The following is an 18,960-nucleotide window of genomic DNA, read 5'->3' on the forward strand; positions in this document are numbered from 1 at the left end:
CGTGAGCTATTAGCTGTTGCTGAATCGCGGATTTCTAATCTATACTACGGTATAAATCGATTCTGTGGCGCATGATGCGTTGCGGTACTGGTAAAAATAATTCCCAAGTAGGGAGTATGCGTCTTGGCCTCGCCCGCCGACCAAAACGACGGTGTTGGTATTTCCGACACCGATATTGATCAAGTATTGGATGACCGCGCAGAAAACGGTTCTGCTGCGGGCGAAAGTGATTCCGGGGCCAATTCTTCGGGCGGCGGTAATTCTCCTTCTTCAGCAAATCAGGTGTTTACCAACATTCAGAACGTCATTGGCACGGCCTATGACGATGTTCTGGTGGGCGATGGTGGTGACAATACCCTGATTGGTGGCGAAGGTGACGACATTCTCGAATCGGGCGAGGGTGAGGATGTTGTTACCGGTGGCGAAGGGCGCGATACCTTTGTGCTGGAAAGTGGTTTTGAAAAAACCACCATTACTGATTTCAATGTAGATGAAGACAAACTGGCGCTGACCGACCTTGGTGTCGACAGTGTCAATGAAATGCTTTTGCTGGCAACCGATGATGGTGCAGGCAATGTTGTGGTGACCTTTGACACCGGCGATGTTGTGGTGTTCCAGGGTGTTACCAAGGCAGAGCTTGCCAATGCAACGCTGGTGGATGCGCCGCAGATTGATGCGGTGACGGTTGCCTCCAATACCTCTTCCGACGGTGGCGCGACCGACGAAAATGGCGAGGTCATCGAAGGTTCCGAAGGCGACGATACAATCACCGGCTCAAGCGGTGATGACACCATTTCCACGCGCGGCGGGTCTGACAGCGTCGATGGCGGTGATGGTGAAGACACTTTGTCGCTTGAGGGTGCGGCTGATGGCGTGCGCGTTGACATCGGCGAAGGCGTTGCGACCGATGATCTTGGTTCTGGCCGGGTTACATTCAGCAACATTGAAAACGTTCAGGGCACGTCGGGTGATGATGTGCTGCGCGGTGATGCCGGCAACAACACCCTGACGGGTGATGCAGGCGACGATACCTTTGGTGTCAGTTCTGGTTCGGACGTGTTCGAAGGCGGTTCAGGCCAAAACACGATCGATTACAGCGAGGCCGAACAAGGCGTTCAGGTTGACCTTGATAGTGGTGCCGGTCAGGCAATCACCGAAGACGACACCAGTTCCGAGAGCAGCGCTGATAATACTGACAGCACCGACAATACTGACAGCGGCGCAACCGATTCAGGCGAGACCGGTTCAGGCGACTCTACCAGCGAAAGTTCGTCAGAAAACGGATCGACCGATTCTGGCGCAACAGGCGGTGGCGATACGGCTGACAGCGGCGAGAGCGGTACTGGCGAAAGTGGCGAAACCGGCACAGGTGACGCCGAAACCACAGACAATTCCAATAATGGTGAAACCGGGTCCGGCACGGATAGCGGTTCATCAGACGGTTCTGAAACGCAGGAAGATACATCCTCGGGCGAGGCCTCTTCCGGTGGTTCAGAAAACGGGGGAGAATCCGGCAGCGAAACCGGTTCTGGTTCAGACGAAGAAACCGGCACCGACAGCAGCAGCGAAACGGGTTCGGGAACTGGAACGGATGCCGGTTCAGATAACCCAAATGATTCCGGTGGTGACTCAGGTAGTGAAGCCACCGATTCTTCCGATACAGACGGCAGTGTTTCTGGCGACAGTGGTTCTGACAATACGTCGGATGCTGGTGGTGATGATCCGCTTGAAACGAACGGCACGTCAGGCAGCGAGACAGAAGGCGAGGCCGAAACCGGATCGGACAGTGGTTCAGGGTCAGGTGATGGCTCGGGCACGACTGGATCTGGTGAAGCTGAAGCCGGTTCTGGATCCGATGGTGGTTCGGACAGCGGCAGCAACCAAGCTGCAGGCGAAGACAATACGGACAGCACGTCAGGCTCAAGCGGCGATGACACTGTTGGTTCGGATGAAAAAGGAACGGAAACCACTGGCGATCAAAGCGGTTCGGAAGGTGCTGATGATGGCGCGACCGACGCGCAGGGTGGTGGCGCAAGCGACCCGGTAAATGAAACCAACACCGGGGAAGCCACAGGCGAAGAAGCCAGCGGTGAAGAAAGCGGTGGTTCGACCGGCGATGGTGGTGAAGATAACACCACCTCGGGGGCGCAGGCTGGCGCGGAAACCGGCGGGGACGCGGGGACAGTTTCCGGTGAGGGTTCTGGTGAAAGTTCCGGGGCAGAGGCTGAGACGGGCGAAGAATCCGGTTCGCAATCCGGTGCAGATTCCGGCGATGAGGCCGCCGGTGGGTCCAGCGAAGACACGATAGACGATACAGGTGGCAACGAGCCGACTGGTGATGAGTCCACGGTTGACGAAACGTCTGGCGCTGATGAGACATCTGGCGACGGCGAAGAAACATCCGGCGAGGGTTCGGATAGCTCAGAGTCGGGTTCAGAGTCGGGTGGAGATGATACGCAGACCCCGGCTGCTGGTGGTTTGCCAGGTGGCGAGACTGAAACGTCTGGCGGGGGGGCGTCTGATGCCGAACCGGCGGGCGATGAGACGACCGGTGAAGAGACTTCTGGCGAAGACGCGACGGGTGAAGAAACATCCGGTGACGAGAGCACCGGCGACCAAACCGCTGATGAAGCCACCGATGAAATCACCGATGGAACCGATGGCGAAACCGACGTTACCGACACGGAAAGCGATGACGGCGGCTCCAATGCCTATGATAACACGCCAACGGCAAGTGATGACCTTGTTCAGGGTTCGGATGCGGCTGATACCTTTGGTGGTGGCGCAGGCAACGATACGCTGCAGGGTAATGGCGGTGATGACACCCTTGAAGGCAATACTGGTGATGACCTGTTGCAGGGTGCTGCTGGCAATGACGTGCTGCGCGGTGAAACCGGCCAGGACATCCTTCAGGGTGGCGAAGGTTCTGACAGTCTTTATGGCGGTGCGGATGATGACGTGCTGCAAGGCGGCGCGGATGATGACCTTTTGGTTGGTGGATCCGGCGATGACGTCATGGCAGGCGGGTCAGGCGATGACTTCCTGCGTGGGGGGCAGGGCGATGACCACATGCTGGGCGGCAGCGGCGTCGATACCGTCAGCTACAGCGATGCCGAAAGTTCGGTAACCGTCGATCTCGCCAATGAAACTGCGACGGGCGGTGCGGGCAATGACGTCGTTCAGATGGTCGAAAACGTCGTCGGTTCGGATTATGACGATCACATCACCGGCGATGACGCCAATAACGTTCTCGACGGTGGTGCAGGTGTTGATACGCTTACCGGTGGTGCGGGCGATGACACGCTTACCGGTGGTGCGGGCGATGATGACTTTGAACTGACCGAGAATTTCGGCAACGACACGATTACTGATTTTGCCGGATCGGAAGACATTATTGATCTTTCGAAAATTGGCATTCAGGACTTTGCAACCCTTCAGACCATGATGTCTGATGATGGTAACGGCAATACCGTTATTGATTTCGGTGATCAGGGGACACTGACCCTTGAAGGTGTCAGCAGCGACAGCCTGAGTGCGGATGATTTCCGTGGTTTTGGCCGCATTTTTGAAACCGAAGACGACGACACCCAAGCCGGTACCGACGGCAGTGATGCTGTTTATGGTTATGGCGGTGACGACACGATCGGCGGTGGTGCCGGTGACGATGTTGTATCGGGTGGTTCTGGCGACGATACGGTTTCCGGCGGGACAGGCAACGATACGCTGCGTGGTCAGGAAGGTATTGATACCGTCGATTATTCGGGTGCCAATGGCGGCGTTCAGGTGGATCTTGGCGACGGGACCGCTTCGGGGGCCGATGGCGACGATATCCTTGATCGCATCGAAAATGTGACCGGGTCCGACTTCGACGATGAAATTTACGGCGACGATGGCGTCAATGTGCTTGGCGGTGGTGCGGGCAATGACACCCTGGTTGGCCGTGGCGGCAACGATACGCTTGATGGTGGCGCAGGCGATGACCTGTTTGTCGGCGAAGACGGCAATGACACCATTATTGGTGGTGAAGGCAGTGACACGCTTGATCTGAGTGCGCGCGACGGTGGGCAGGATGTTCACCTGACGAGCGGCACGTCGCGCGATACCGAAACCGGTGACAACGATACAATTTCCGGTATCGAGAACGTTCTGACTGGATCAGGTAATGATAGGGTTATCGGCAATTCTGATGCGAATACGATCTCGACTGGTGCGGGTGATGACACCGTCACCGGTGTAACTGGCGGCGACGACATTGATGGCGGTGACGGACATGACACCATTGAGTTTGGAGGTGGCACCACCAGTATAAATCTTGCGACGGGCACGGCTGAGACCGAAAACGGTACGGCTGCGATTTCAAACTTTGAAAATGTGATCGGTTCCGACGACGCTGATTTGATTATCGGCGACGACGGTGACAACATCCTTGTTGGTTTGAGCGGCGATGACACGCTTTTGGGCGGCGGTGGTGATGATACCCTTGTTGGTCTAATCGGCGATGATACGTTTTCGGGCGGCGGTGGCGATGACACTCTAGTCGGTGGTGAGGGAAATGATACCGTTGACTACTCTGACGTTGATGGTGGTGTGACTGTCGATCTCGGTGAGGGCACCGCAAGTGGTGATGGCAACGATACCCTGTCGGGGATCGAAAATGTTGAGACTGGTGCAGGCAATGATGTCGTGTATGGCAGCACCGCTGATAACGCGATTCATACCGGTGCAGGTAACGATACTGTTTATGGCAGCACCGGCAATGATACCCTTGCTGGTGGCGATGGCCGCGATACTCTCAGCTACAGTTCAGGCACAGACAGCGTTGGTTCGTCTGGTGTTTCTATTGACCTTGAAGAAGGTACCGTTACGGGCAACGGCTTCGTTGATACGATTTCGGGATTCGAAGAGATCGAAGGCTCGGCCGGTTCTGATACCATGCTGGGCAGCAGTGGTGATGACGTCTTTATTGGCGGCGCAGGAAACGACACTATTGATGGCCGTGGTGGCGATGACACCTTAACCGGTGGCACGGGCGCTAATACTTTTGTGATCGCATCTGACAGTGGCAATGACATAGTTACCGACTTCGACCCGGCCAGTAATGTTATTGATATTCAGGGTGTCGACGGGCTTGAACTGTTTTCTGATGTTGTAGATTTCATCGGTGAAGACGAGGCAGGCAACGCGACGGTTGCCATTGGTGATGCTGTCATCACCCTTGAAGGTGTCGATCCAAATAGTCTGACCTATGCAAACTTTGCAGGTATCCGGTCGCTTGATGGCACTGAAGAAAATGACGTGCTGCAAGGCACGGCGCGTAGCGACGTCATCAACGCCAAAGAAGGCGATGATGTTGTTTCTGGCGGCGAAGGCAATGACACCATAAATGGCGGTGCGGGAGACGATGTCATCACCGGCGGTGATGGTGCCGATACAATTGCCGGTGGCGAAGGTGCGGATACGATCAATGGTGGTGTGGGCAGCGATGACCTTGATGGTGGTGACGGCAACGACACGCTTAGTTATCAGGGCAGTTCGAGCGCGACCAATGTCAATCTTGAAACCGGTCAGGCTGATTCAGGCGATGACAGTGATTCGATTTCAAACTTTGAAAATGTGAACGGCTCTGCGCAGGGTGATACCATTACCGGTGACGAAAACGCCAACACTCTTCAGGGTGACGCAGGCAATGACGTCATTGATGGTGGTGCTGGTAATGATGTCATTGAGGGCGGTTCGGGAAATGACACCCTCGTGGGTGGAGAAGGCAACGATACCATCAAGGGCGGCTCCGGCGAGGACACTGTTAGCTATGGTGATGCGTCCGGTGGAGTCTCGGTCAATCTGAGCGAAGGTACGGCATCTGGTGCGGATGGCGACGACAGCATCGAAGGCGTCGAAAACCTGATTGGTTCCGCCTATGATGACGATCTGGTCGGGTCCGTTGAAGACAACACCATAGACGGTGGCGCTGGCGACGACACGATTGACTCCGGTGCGGGTGAGGATGTGGTGACTGGTGGCGAAGGTTCAGACACCTTCGTCCTTACCAATGCGTCAGAGAACGTTGAGGTCACTGACTTTGACCCGGTAGAGGATCAGATTGATCTTTCGAGCTTTGGTGTCCCGAACTTCGAAGCGCTCAAAAAACTGATTAGTGTTGATGGTGATGGCAACACGCTGATTACCGTCAATGACAGCGTGATGAAGCTGGTTGGTGTTTCTCCAGAAGATCTATCAGTCGATAACTTTGTTGAAATTGACACCCTTGGTGCAACTGAAGGCGACGATGTTCTTCAGGGTACCGGTTTCGAAGAAATCATTGACGGTCTCGATGGCGACGACACTATTTTCGGCGGAGGCGGTGCTGATACCATCTATGGCAACAGCGGTGACGATACGATTGTTGGTGATGCTGGCGAAGATGTGATTGACGGTGGTGAGGGTGAAGACACCGTCGACTACAGTACCGGTGGCAGTATCAACGTTAACCTTGCTGAGGGGCGTGGCGGCGCAGGCAGCGAGGATACGCTGGTCGATATCGAAAATGTGACAGGCTCGAACCAGAGTGACACGATCATTGGTGATGACGGTGCCAATACGCTGAGTGGTCAGGAAGGTAAAGATACGATTGCCGGCGGGGCAGGTAACGATGCCCTTCTCGGCGGTGCTGGGAATGACAGATTGTCCGGCGGTGCTGGGGATGACACCCTTGATGGCGGCGAAGGTATTGATATAGCTGATTACAGTACCGCAAGCGGTGCGGTCACGGTTGATCTCGACGAAGGTACGGCAAGTGGTGCGGCAGGAAATGATACTCTTTCAAATATCGAAAATGTTGCCGGCTCGGATCACGACGACACCCTGATAGGTGATGATGCGAACAACACCCTTTCCGGTGGGTTGGGTGATGATGTGCTTGATGGTGGCGCGGGCGACGACCTTTTGGTCGGAGGGGCCGGTAGCGACACCATCGAAGGTGGCGCAGGGGTTGATACGGTCAACTATGCGAATTCCGGCGCGGTAACAATTAATTTGTCCGAAGGCACAGCGACTGACGAAACCGGCACCGACAGCCTGAGTGGTGTCGAAAATGTTATTGGCTCAGCTCAGGGCGATACGATTGCGGGTGATGATGGTGACAATATCATCAATGCAGGGGCGGGTGCTGATACCATTAACGGTGGTGCGGGCAATGATACCCTTAGCGGTGGTGCAGGTGCCGATGTCTTTGTGGTTGGGCCGAACGATGGTGCCGATACCGTTACTGACTTCACTGTCGATAGTGACCTGATTGATATTACGGGCCTGTCCATCGGCACCTACGGCGAACTTTATGAACGGATGTCGGAAAACGAAAACGGTGACCTTGTCATCGATTTCGGTGAAGACACATCCATGGTGCTAGAAGGTGTTGGTCTTGATGACATCACCCCGGATAACTTTATTGGTATTCGCGATATAGTTGGCACCAGTGGAGATGACATTCTTTATGGTACGAGCGGTGAAGATGTCATTTCCGGCCTCGACGGTGATGATACCATTTATGGGCTGCAAGGTGACGACAGTATCCTTGCTGGTGCCGGCGATGACACCTTGGTAGGTGGCCAGGGTGATGACGTGCTGGATGGCGGCGATGGTGTTGATACCGTCGACTATTCCGAGGAAACCGATGCACTCAATGTCGATCTGAGTCAGGGGACGACCGCGACCAGTAGCGGCAATGACACATTGCGCAATGTTGAAAACATCATTGCAGGTGCCGGTAACGATGACCTGACGGGCTCTGATGACGCCAACCAGATCGAAGGCGGCGCAGGCGACGATGTCCTCGAAGGGCTTGGTGGAGACGACAGTCTTTCTGGTGGCGAGGGTAGCGATACAGCAAGTTATGCGAATGCACAGGGCAGCGTTACGGTTGACCTCGAAGCGCAGACAGCGTTTGGCGGTGCCGGTGACGACACGCTTTCAAGCATTGAAAACGCGATAGGTTCTACCCACGATGACGTTCTCAAGGGCGATAGCGGTGACAACACACTGAAAGGCCTTGCAGGCGATGATACTCTGATCGCCTCAGAAGGTGATGATGTCCTGCTTGGCGGTGGAGGCACCGATACCGTTGATTACAGTAATGCAACGGGCGGCATTACCGCTGATATGGGGACCGGTATCGTTACCGGTCTTGGCGCAGATCATCTGGCGAACATTGAAAACCTGATTGGTTCGGACTTCGACGACGTCATCACTGGCGGCCTTGGGAACAATGTTGTTTCTGCAGGCGAAGGTGACGACACGCTGTTGGGTGGTGGCGGCGAAGATACTCTGTTGGGTGGTGCTGGCGATGACTTTCTTGACGGTGGCAAGGGGCGTGATTTCATCGATGGTGGTGACGGTATCGATACCGTTACTTACGCAGATGCAGAACGCAGCGTTAAGATCAACCTGGAAACAGGCCAAACAGATTCCGCCACCGGTGATACGGTCCTCAATGTCGAAAACGTCGTTGGCAGCCAATATGACGATGAGATCACAGGATCGGATGGTGATAACACCATCCAGACCGGAGATGGCGATGACACGATAAATGTCAGTGGTGGCAGCGACATCATTGATGGTGGAACCGGCAAGGATGTTCTGAATTACTCAGATAGTGAAACTGGTGTTGATGTTGATCTGGATACAGGTACGGCTGACAAAGCCGATGGCATCGACCAGATAAGTAATATCGAAGATGTTGTTGGTTCGGATGCCAATGACAGCATTTCCGGTTCCGCCGATGACAATACGCTTTCCGGTGGTGCCGGTGATGACACCATCGATGGCCGTTCAGGCAATGATCTGATTTCTGGTGGTGCCGGGAATGACACGCTTTCGGGCGGTGAAGGATCTGATACGGTTGATTATTCCGGTGCGACTGGCGCACAGACCATTGATCTTGGCGCAGGAACTGCAACCGGTGCAGATGGCAACGACACCCTGTCTGGTTTTGAGAATGTAACCGGTACCGGTTTTGCCGACATCATTACCGGGGATGAAGCAGATAACACCATTGAAAGTGGTGCCGGGGATGACACACTTTATGGTGGTGCCGGTAACGACGTTCTTGATGCAGGCGAAGGCAATGATGTCGTCGATGGCGGAACCGGTGATAACACGATTTCCACTGGCGAAGGTGATGACAGCGTCATTGCAGCCGACGGTGCGGACCTGATCAGCACCGGTGATGGCAATGACACCATTGATTCCGGCGATGGTAATGACACTGTATTTGCGGGCAATGGTGTTGATGTCGTTTCCACTGGTGGCGGTGACGACCTGATTGACGGCGGTGCCGGGGATGACACCATTCAGTCTGGCATTGGTGCAGATACCATTGATGCCGGTGTCGGTGACGATACGGTTGTTTCCGGCCTTGGTGACGACGTTGTTGACGGTGGTGCCGGGAACGACACCATCAATACCGGCGAAGGTTCGGATATCGTTGACGGTGGTACTGGCAACGACACGATTGATACGGGTGAAGGCTCGGATACTGTTCGTGGTGGTGGTGGCGATGATGTCATTTTGTCGGGCAGCGGCGATGATGTGATCGATGGCGGTGCCGGAAACGACACGCTTTCGGGCGGTGAAGGTGCAGATACTGTTGATGGCGGATCAGGCAACGATACCCTGTTGGCAGATGAAGGTGACGATCTGCTGATCGGTGGTGAAGGTGCCGATACCGTAAGCTATGCTGATGCCGGTTCTGCCATCAGTGTTGATACCGCAAATAACATCGTAAGCGGTTCTGAAACCGGTACCGATACGCTTGATGGTATCGAAATCGTTGAAGGTACCGATTTTGACGATACGTTTGTCGGCGGTAGTCAGAATGACACCTTTATTGGTGGCGCTGGCGATGACACATTTGACGCCGGTACGGGCAATGACACCTTGACCCTTGGCAGTGGTGCCGACCGGATTGTATTTAATCCGGGTGGTGGCGACGATGTCGTCACTGATTTTGATGTTTCCTCGGACATCATCGATCTGACAGCGTTTGATATTGCCGGTTACGGTGCCCTCGAAGAAATGTTTGGCACCGATGCCAACGGCAATATGACCATCACCTTTGAAGGTGGTGAAACCATCACCCTTCAGGGCGTATCGCCGGGTGAAGTCAGCACCGAGAACTTTATCGGATATGATACCCGCATCGGTACCGAAGATGCCGATGTCATGGTTGGTGGCGATCACGATGAAATCATCGATGGTCGCGGTGGTGATGACACGCTTTCTGGCGGCGAAGGTGAAGATCATCTTATCGGTGGTGATGGAGATGATACTCTGTCGGGTGATGCCGGTGATGACACTCTTGTTGGCAATGCGGGCTCGGATGTGCTTTCGGGTGGCGCAGGCATTGATACAGCTGATTATTCCGGCGAAAGTGCCGGTATTGTTGCCGACCTTCAGAATGGCACGGTTGCAGGCGGCGATGGTGATGACACCATCGACGGTGTCGAAAATCTTATCGGTACCGATCATTCCGATACCCTGATCGGTGATGATGAAAATAACACCCTCACGGGTCTTGACGGCGATGACACCTTTGCTGGTGGTGCCGGTGATGACGTGTTTGAAGGTGGCGAGGGTTCGGATACCGTTGATTACAGCAGCGCGGAACAGCGTGTTGATGTCGATCTGAATGCGAGTACTGCAAGCGGTCAGGGATCGGATACCTTCAGCAGTATCGAAAATGTCGTCGGCTCGGATTACAACGACGAAATTGTCGGCGATGCGAATGCCAATACCATCTCATCGGGTGCCGGTAGCGATGCCATTAACAGTGGTGCTGGCAACGATGTGATTGATGCCGGTGCCGGGATCGATGAAGTCAGCGGCGGTGCCGGTGACGATATCATTGATGGCGGTGCCGATGGGGACATCCTGCTGGGTGAAGCAGGCAATGACACCATCAGTGGCGGCGAAGGTGATGATATCGTTGATGGCGGTATCGGTGACGACTGGGTCTATGGCGATGCGGGCGACGACATCCTTGATGGTGGCGAGAACGAAGATGATGTCGATACCATCGACTATTCCAACGTTGATTCCGGTGTCACCGTCGATCTGGTCAAGGAATATGCGACCGGCGGGGCCGGCGATGACATTGTTCGGAACTTCGAACGTGTCATCGGTACCGATTATGCCGATACCCTTGTTGGTAGCGACGGGGTAAATACCCTTGATGGTGGATCAGGTAACGATGTTCTGAACGGCGGGTCGGGCGATGACGTCATCATCACCGGTGACGGCGAAGACATGATCGTGCTGCAGCCCGGTGGTGGCCATGATACCGCCACCGACTTTGATGTTGCCAATGACCAGATTGATCTGTCGGCCTATGGCATCGAAGATTATGCAGCCCTTCGGGACCAGATGGCCGATGACGAAAACGGCAATGCGGTCATTACGCTTGGTGATGGCGACAGCATCACCCTTGAAGGTGTTTCGGTCGACGATCTTGGTCCAGGAAACTTCTTTGGCTATGAGGTTATACTTGGCACCGAATTCGAAGACAACATCACCGGCAGCCAGATCAGTGATGAAATTCATGCCCTTGAAAGCGACGATATCGTTGATGGTCAGGCTGGCAATGATGACATCTATGGCAATGAAGGTGATGACACCCTGATTGGTGGTGCCGGCGACGATACCCTGCGCGGTGGCGACGGCAGCGATACGGCTGATTATTCCGACACGGACGAGGGCGTTACGGTTGATCTTGGCGCCGGTACGGCGACGGGTGAGGCAGGCAACGACACCCTTGAAAGTATCGAAAACGTTACCGGCGGTGACGGGGATGATGTCCTGATCGGTGATGAGAACGCCAACATCCTTGATGGTGGCGAAGGCAGCGATACGGTCTTTGGCAACGGCGGGGATGACACCCTGATCGGCGGCGAAGGCGAAGACGTTCTGTCTTATGCGGATGCCCAGGACGGGGTGAATGTCGATCTTGGCAGCGGAACCGCGACCGGCGGTGCGGGCTTTGATACCATTGACGGTTTTGAAACCTTGGTTGGTTCAGGCCATGATGACACCCTGGCAGGCGACGATACTGCCAATGTCATTGATGGCGGGTCCGGTGATGACACGCTTTCGGGTGGTGCTGGTGACGACACAATGGTTGGCGGTGCGGGCAACGATATCGTTGATTATTCCGACCAGTCCGACGGCGTTGTTGTCGATCTTGAAAACGGTACAGGGACGGCAATTGATGGCACCGATACCCTTGACGGGGTCGAAGGTGCGACCGGTGGTGCCGGGGATGACACACTAAGTGGTTCGACCGGTAATAACATCCTTGCGGGCGGTGCCGGCAACGATACGCTTACCGGCGGGGATGGCAATGACACCCTTGCAGGCGGCGAAGGTGCGGACCTTGTCGATGGTGGTGCCGGGGATGACGTCCTGTCGTTCGCAGGTGACGACATTGCCGCAGACGGTGATACCACCGATCATGTTGGCAGCCCGACCACGGATGGCACCGGCGATGTTGCCGATATTTCCGGCAAGAACATCTCGGATGACAGCTTCGTTGGCGGGGATGGCAATGACACCCTTGTCGCCGGATCGGGCGATGATGCGATCATCCTTGATCAGGACCATGAAAATGGTGCGGCCAACCCATCCATCGTTGATATCGAAAACATTGATGCCGGTGATGGTAATGACGTTGTCGATCTGACCAGTGATGTTCATTCCTATGGCGATGTCACCATTGATGGCGGTGCCGGGGATGACACCATCTGGTCGAATGACGGCGATGACGTAATTGCCGGTGGCGCGGGTGCCGATAATATCCATGGCGGCGTCGGTGCAGATGTCATTGACGGTGGTGCAGATGACGACATCATTGATGGCGGCCTGGGCGCTGACACGATTGATGGTGGTGCGGGCAATGACACCATCGCAGCCGGTGCAGGCAACGATGTTCTGACCGGTGGTGACGGCGACGATACGCTGGATCTTTCCGATGCAGATGGTGCGACCATTGATCTGGCCGCAGGTACGGCAAGCAGTGATGCCACCGGTGTGGATGCCATCGCCGGATTTGAAAATGTGATTGCGACCGATGGTGATGATGACATCACCGGATCGGCGGACGACAACATCATTGATGCCGGTGCGGGGAACGATAGCGTTACCCTTGATGGCGGCAATGATGATCTCGATGGTGGCGCGGGTGTTGATACCCTTGATCTGTCGGGCACCACGGGTGGCGTGACGGTCGATCTTGCGGCAGGCAGCGCAAGTGGCGCCAATACCGGCGATGATACGATTGCCAACTTTGAAAATGTCACAGGGTCCGATGATGCGGACATCATTACCGGATCGGATGACGCCAATGTCATTGATGGTGGTGATGGTAACGACACCATCGATGGTGGTGCCGGGGATGATGTGATTTCCGGTGGCGAGGGGGATGATACCCTTGCGGCAGGTGATGGCAACGATACGCTTTCGGGCGGTGCGGGTGCAGATACCTTCGTCTTTGAAGATGGTACGGATGACGATCTGGTCAGCGACTTTGCGCTGAATGCCGATGTGATTTCCTTGCCGGATCTGGGTGTTGCGGCCTGGACCGATTTGCTGCCACTTCTGTCTGATGGGCCGGATGGTGCGGTGATTTCCCTGCCGTCTGGTGGCACAGTGACCCTTTCGGGGATTGCGGTTGATGACCTGACCCCGGATCATTTCGAAGGTATCGCCAATGTCGGTACGCCAGGTGAAGACAGCCTTGGCGGCGGTGATGGTGATGATTCTGTCGATGGTGGCGATGGTGATGACACTGTCGACGGCGGCGGCGGTGACGACAGCCTTGATGGCGGCAGCGGCGACGATACCGTCGATGGCGGCGACGGCAATGATTCCATTGATGGCGGTGATGGGAATGATTCCGTTGGCGGTGGCGATGGTGATGACACGGTCGGCGGCGGTGGCGGCAACGACACGCTTAGCGGTGGTGACGGGACCGACACCCTTGATGGGGGTGACGGCGACGACGTTCTGCAGTTCGAAGCAGATCGCACCGGTCAGGCCGGGGATGAAACCGACCACGCAGGCAGCCCGGGTGTTGATGGCACCGGCGATGTTGCCGACCTTGAAGGTCTTGGTCTGAGCGATGATCAGTTCGATGGCGGTTCGGGTGTTGATACCCTTGTCGGCACGTCGGGCGATGATGCGATCATCCTTGATAATGATCATGAAGATGCTTCCAACACCCCGTCGATTTCCGATGTCGAAGTGATCGATACCGGCGATGGCGATGATGTTGTTGATCTGACCAGCGCGACGGACGGGTATGGCGATGTGACGGTGGATGCCGGTTCTGGCAATGACACCGTCTGGACCAGTGCGGGGAATGACGAAATCAATGCCGGTGATGGTGATGACGCCATCCATGATGGCGCGGGCAACGATGTTGTAAATGCCGGCGCGGGCAACGATACCCTTGAAGGCAGCCTTGGCAACGACACGCTTGATGGGGGTGATGGTACCGATCTTCTGGACCTGTCTGATGCCGACGGTGTGAATGTTGATCTGGGTGCCGGCACAGCGCAGTCTGATGCCTTCGGTTCCGATAGCGTTTCAAACATCGAAAACGTCACCGGTTCGGCAGGGGATGACATCATCACCGGTTCGGCTGACGTCAACGAGATCGATGGCGGTGCCGGGAATGATACCCTTGATGGCGCAGCGGGCGATGACACGGTTTCGGCAGGTGATGGTGATGACACCGTTCTGGCCGGTGCTGGTGACGATACCCTTGCCGGTGGCGATGGTACCGATACCCTTGATATGGACGGTGCCGCTGGCGCGGTTGTTGATCTGGCAGCTGGTACGGCGTCCTCAAACGAAACCGGCAGTGATGCGATTTCCGGCTTTGAAAATGTCATTGGATCGGATGGCGATGACGTCATCACCGGTTCTGATGATGGCAACGCGATTTCCTCGGGTGATGGTGATGACACCGTCGATGGCGGTGCAGGTGACGATACCCTTGATGGCGGTGCAGGCAATGACACGCTGCTGGGTGGTTCGGGCAATGATACCGTTGCTGGTGGTGATGGTGCTGATCAGATCAATGCCGGTCTTGGCAACGATACGCTAAGCGGTGGTTCTGGCACGGATACCTTTACCTTTGATGATGGCGCGGATGCCGATCTGGTGAGTGATTTCACCGTCGGCTCCGACAAGATCGCCCTGCCAGACAGCGGCGTGACAAGCTGGACCGATCTGCAGGATATGCTGTCTGATGGTCCGGATGGTGCGATCATTACCCTGCCGTCCGGTGGGACCGTAACGCTTGCCGGTGTCTCCGTGGACGATCTTGGCCCGGGTGATTTCGAAGGCATTGATAACGTCCCGACCGACGGCAATGACAGCCTTGATGGCAGTGGTGGCGACGATACCGTTGATGGCGGTGGCGGCGATGACACCATGTCGGGCGGCGGTGGAAATGATACGCTTGGCGGCGGCGACGGGAATGACACTGTTGATGGTGGTGATGGCAACGACACGCTTTCGGGCGGTGACGGGACCGATACACTTGATGGCGGTGACGGCGACGACGTCCTTGAATTTGGTGCAGATGGTACCGGTCAGGCAGGCGATAGCACCGATCATGTCGGCAGCCCGGGTGTCGATGGCACAGGCGATGTTGCAGACCTTGAAGGTCTTGGTACATCCGATGACATCTACGATGGCGGTGCAGGCACCGATACGCTGGTTGGTACCAGTGGTGGCGATGCAATCATTCTTGATGGCGATCACGAAAATGGTGCAGCCAATCCGTCGATCTCAGATGTTGAAGTCATCAATACCGGTGACGGCGATGACGTTGTCGATCTGACCAGCCAGGTTCATTCCTATGGCGATGTATCGGTTGATGCCGGTGCGGGTGATGACACGGTCTGGACCAACGAAGGCAATGACAGCATCAGCGCCGGTGATGGCAATGACCATATCAACGGCGGCGCAGGCAACGACATTGTTGATGCCGGTGATGGCAACGATACCGTTGTTGGCGATGCGGGCAACGATACGCTTTCGGGTGGTGCAGGCTTTGACACGCTTGATATGTCGGATGCAGAGGCCGACATCGCTGTTGACCTGCAGGATGGCACGGCAAACAGCAGCGAAACCGGATCAGATATCGTTAGCGGCTTTGAAAATCTGGTCACCGGATCGGGTGACGATACGATTACCGGCAGCACGGCCAATGACACCATTTCGACCGGCGCGGGTGCCGATACCATTGATGGCGGCGATGGCATTGATCTGATTGACGGTGGGGCCGGTAACGACGTTATCTCTGACGGTGCAGGCAGTGATCTTGCCATGGCCGGTGCCGGTGATGACACCGTGATTGCCGGTTCGGGCAACGACAGCCTGGATGGCGGCGACGGTACTGACACCCTTGATATGACCAATGCATCAAGCGATGCAGAAGTTGATTTGGCCGCGGGCACGGCGACCTCGTCCGAAACCGGCAATGACCAGATTTCGAATTTTGAAAATGTCACCATGGGTGCCGGGGATGATCAAGTCACCGGTTCGAATGCCGATAACGTCATTGATGGCGGTGCAGGCGACGACACCATCGATGGTGGTGCGGGCGATGACACGCTTGCCGGTGGTTCAGGCGCAGATACCTTCGTCTTTGCCGATGGTATCGATGATGACGTGGTCAGCGACTTTACCGTTGGCGAAGACAAGATTTCGATTGATGACCTTGGCCTTGAAAGCTGGAGCGATCTTCTGCCGCTTCTGAGCGAGAACGGCGACGGCAATGCCGTGCTCAGCCTGCCTGCGGGTGGCACGGTTACCCTGATTGGCGTGGGACTGAGTGATCTGAGTGCAGATGACTTCAACAACATCACCGATGGCGCAACGCCATATGATGACAACCTTGAAGGCACGGACGAAGACGACACCATTGATGCCCTTGCCGGTGACGATACCGTTGCCGGTGGCGCAGGTGACGATACGCTTTTGGGCAATGACGGCGCAGACACCATTGATGGTGGCACCGGGAATGACAGCATCAATGGCGGTGCGGGCGATGACACGCTTGTTGGTGGTGACGGCAATGATGCCATCAGCGGTGGCGACGATAATGACGAACTCATCGGCGGTGCCGGTGATGACACCCTTGACGGTGGTGCAGGCGACGATGTTCTGAACTTCGAGGCTGACGGCACATCGCAAAGCGGTGATACGACCGAACATACCGGCAGCCCGGGTGTTGATGGCACTGGTGATGTCGCCGATATCAGCGGCAAGAACATCTCCGATGATACCTTTGCTGGCGGTGCCGGTGATGACACCCTTGATATGACCGATGGCAGCGATGCGCTGATCCTTGACGGTTCGAAACTTGGTGATGGTGAAACCACCACGCCGACAACCGAAACTCGCACGTTTGGCCTGACAGAGTCGGCAAGCTCCGCCGATGTTGCGGCCGCGTGGTCGGATGCCAACCTGTATGCGTTTGATTTTGGCACATCGTTCACCGACGAAAATGGCAATCTCAACCTTGCCGCAGCCGATGACAGCGTAAGCTACAACGGAAACGGTATCGGCAATAATGGCGGCAGCCCGGTCGGCAGTCAGATCAACCATGATGCCCAGACCGGTGACAGCGAAGCGATTGTTGTCGATCTTGGTGCAGATGCCACCACCGCCACCGTGCAGGTTTCCAACCTGATGGCGGGCGAAAACGGCGGCGAAGTTGGTTCCTGGCAGGCCTTTGATGCCGATGGCAACCTTGTTGCGACCGGAACCCTTGATGACAGCACGATCGACTACACCAGCAACGGTGTAGGCACGGCAACCATCAATGTGACAGACGGCGGCGGAAGCGCGGTCGAATTCCGCTATATCGCCTTTGAAAGCGAACCATATGCCGACGGTTCCACGGGCTCTGACAGCAGTGACTTCTTTGTCCGTTCCATCAGCTTTGACACCATCGTTGATGAAACCACGACCGATGGCGCACGCCTTGATGATGTCGAGGTTATCAATGCCGGTGACGGTGACGACGTTGTCGATCTGACCAGTGACACCCTGTCGTATGGCGATGTCACGATCAATGGTGGTTCGGGTTCCGATACCCTGTGGGGTAACGAAGGCGACGACACGATCAATGGCGAACTTGGTGACGACAATCTCCATGGTGGTGCCGGTGACGACGTCGTTGACGGCGGTTATGGCGACGACCTGGTTCAGGGCGGTGTTGGCAATGACACGCTGCTGGGCGGCACGGGCGAAGATATTCTGCGCGGCGGTGCCGGTGATGACACCATGGTTGGCGGTACTGACGAAGACACCGTCATGTATGACGATGCAGACGGTGCGGTTGATGTTGATCTGGCGAATTACACCGCGACCGGTGGTGCGGGCAATGACGCGATCTATCATGTCGAAAACGTTACCGGTTCCGACCATGACGACACCCTCACAGGTGACAGCAAGGCCAACGTTCTTGACGGTGGTGCCGGTGATGACACCCTGTCGGGTGGGGCAGGCAACGATACGCTTGTCGGTGGCGAAGGTAATGATACCGCTGATTACAGCGATGCCGCAGAGGCGGTTGACGCAGACCTTGCGACCGGAACGGCAGACGTTGGCGCACTGGAAACCGATCAGCTTTCAAGCATCGAGAACCTGATTGGATCGGATGGCGATGACATACTCAGTGGTTCGGATGACAACAACACCCTGACCGGTGGTCTGGGCAACGATATCCTGTCGGGCAAGGACGGCAACGACCTGCTTGAAGGTGGTGCGGGTGACGACACCCTTGATGGTGGTCTTGGTGATGACACGGTCAATGGCGGTGACGGCAGCGACGTGATCGATGCCGGTGCCGGTTCTGATATCGTTGATGGTGGTGCAGGCGATGACAGCGTCATG

1 protein-coding gene is annotated in these 18,960 nt (G+C 55.9%); it reads left to right on the forward strand.

Annotated elements, in window-relative coordinates:
• Positions 1-123: 123 nt before the first annotated feature.
• Positions 124-18,960, forward strand: an 18,837-nt coding sequence (locus JF44_RS0119730; RefSeq protein ID WP_033070574.1) for a hypothetical protein, incomplete at its 3' end; no start/stop codon positions are given.

Origin of the sequence: Thalassospira australica (genome assembly GCF_000763295.1) — a bacterium.
In the GTDB taxonomy this organism is placed as follows: Bacteria; Pseudomonadota; Alphaproteobacteria; order Rhodospirillales; family Thalassospiraceae; genus Thalassospira; species Thalassospira australica.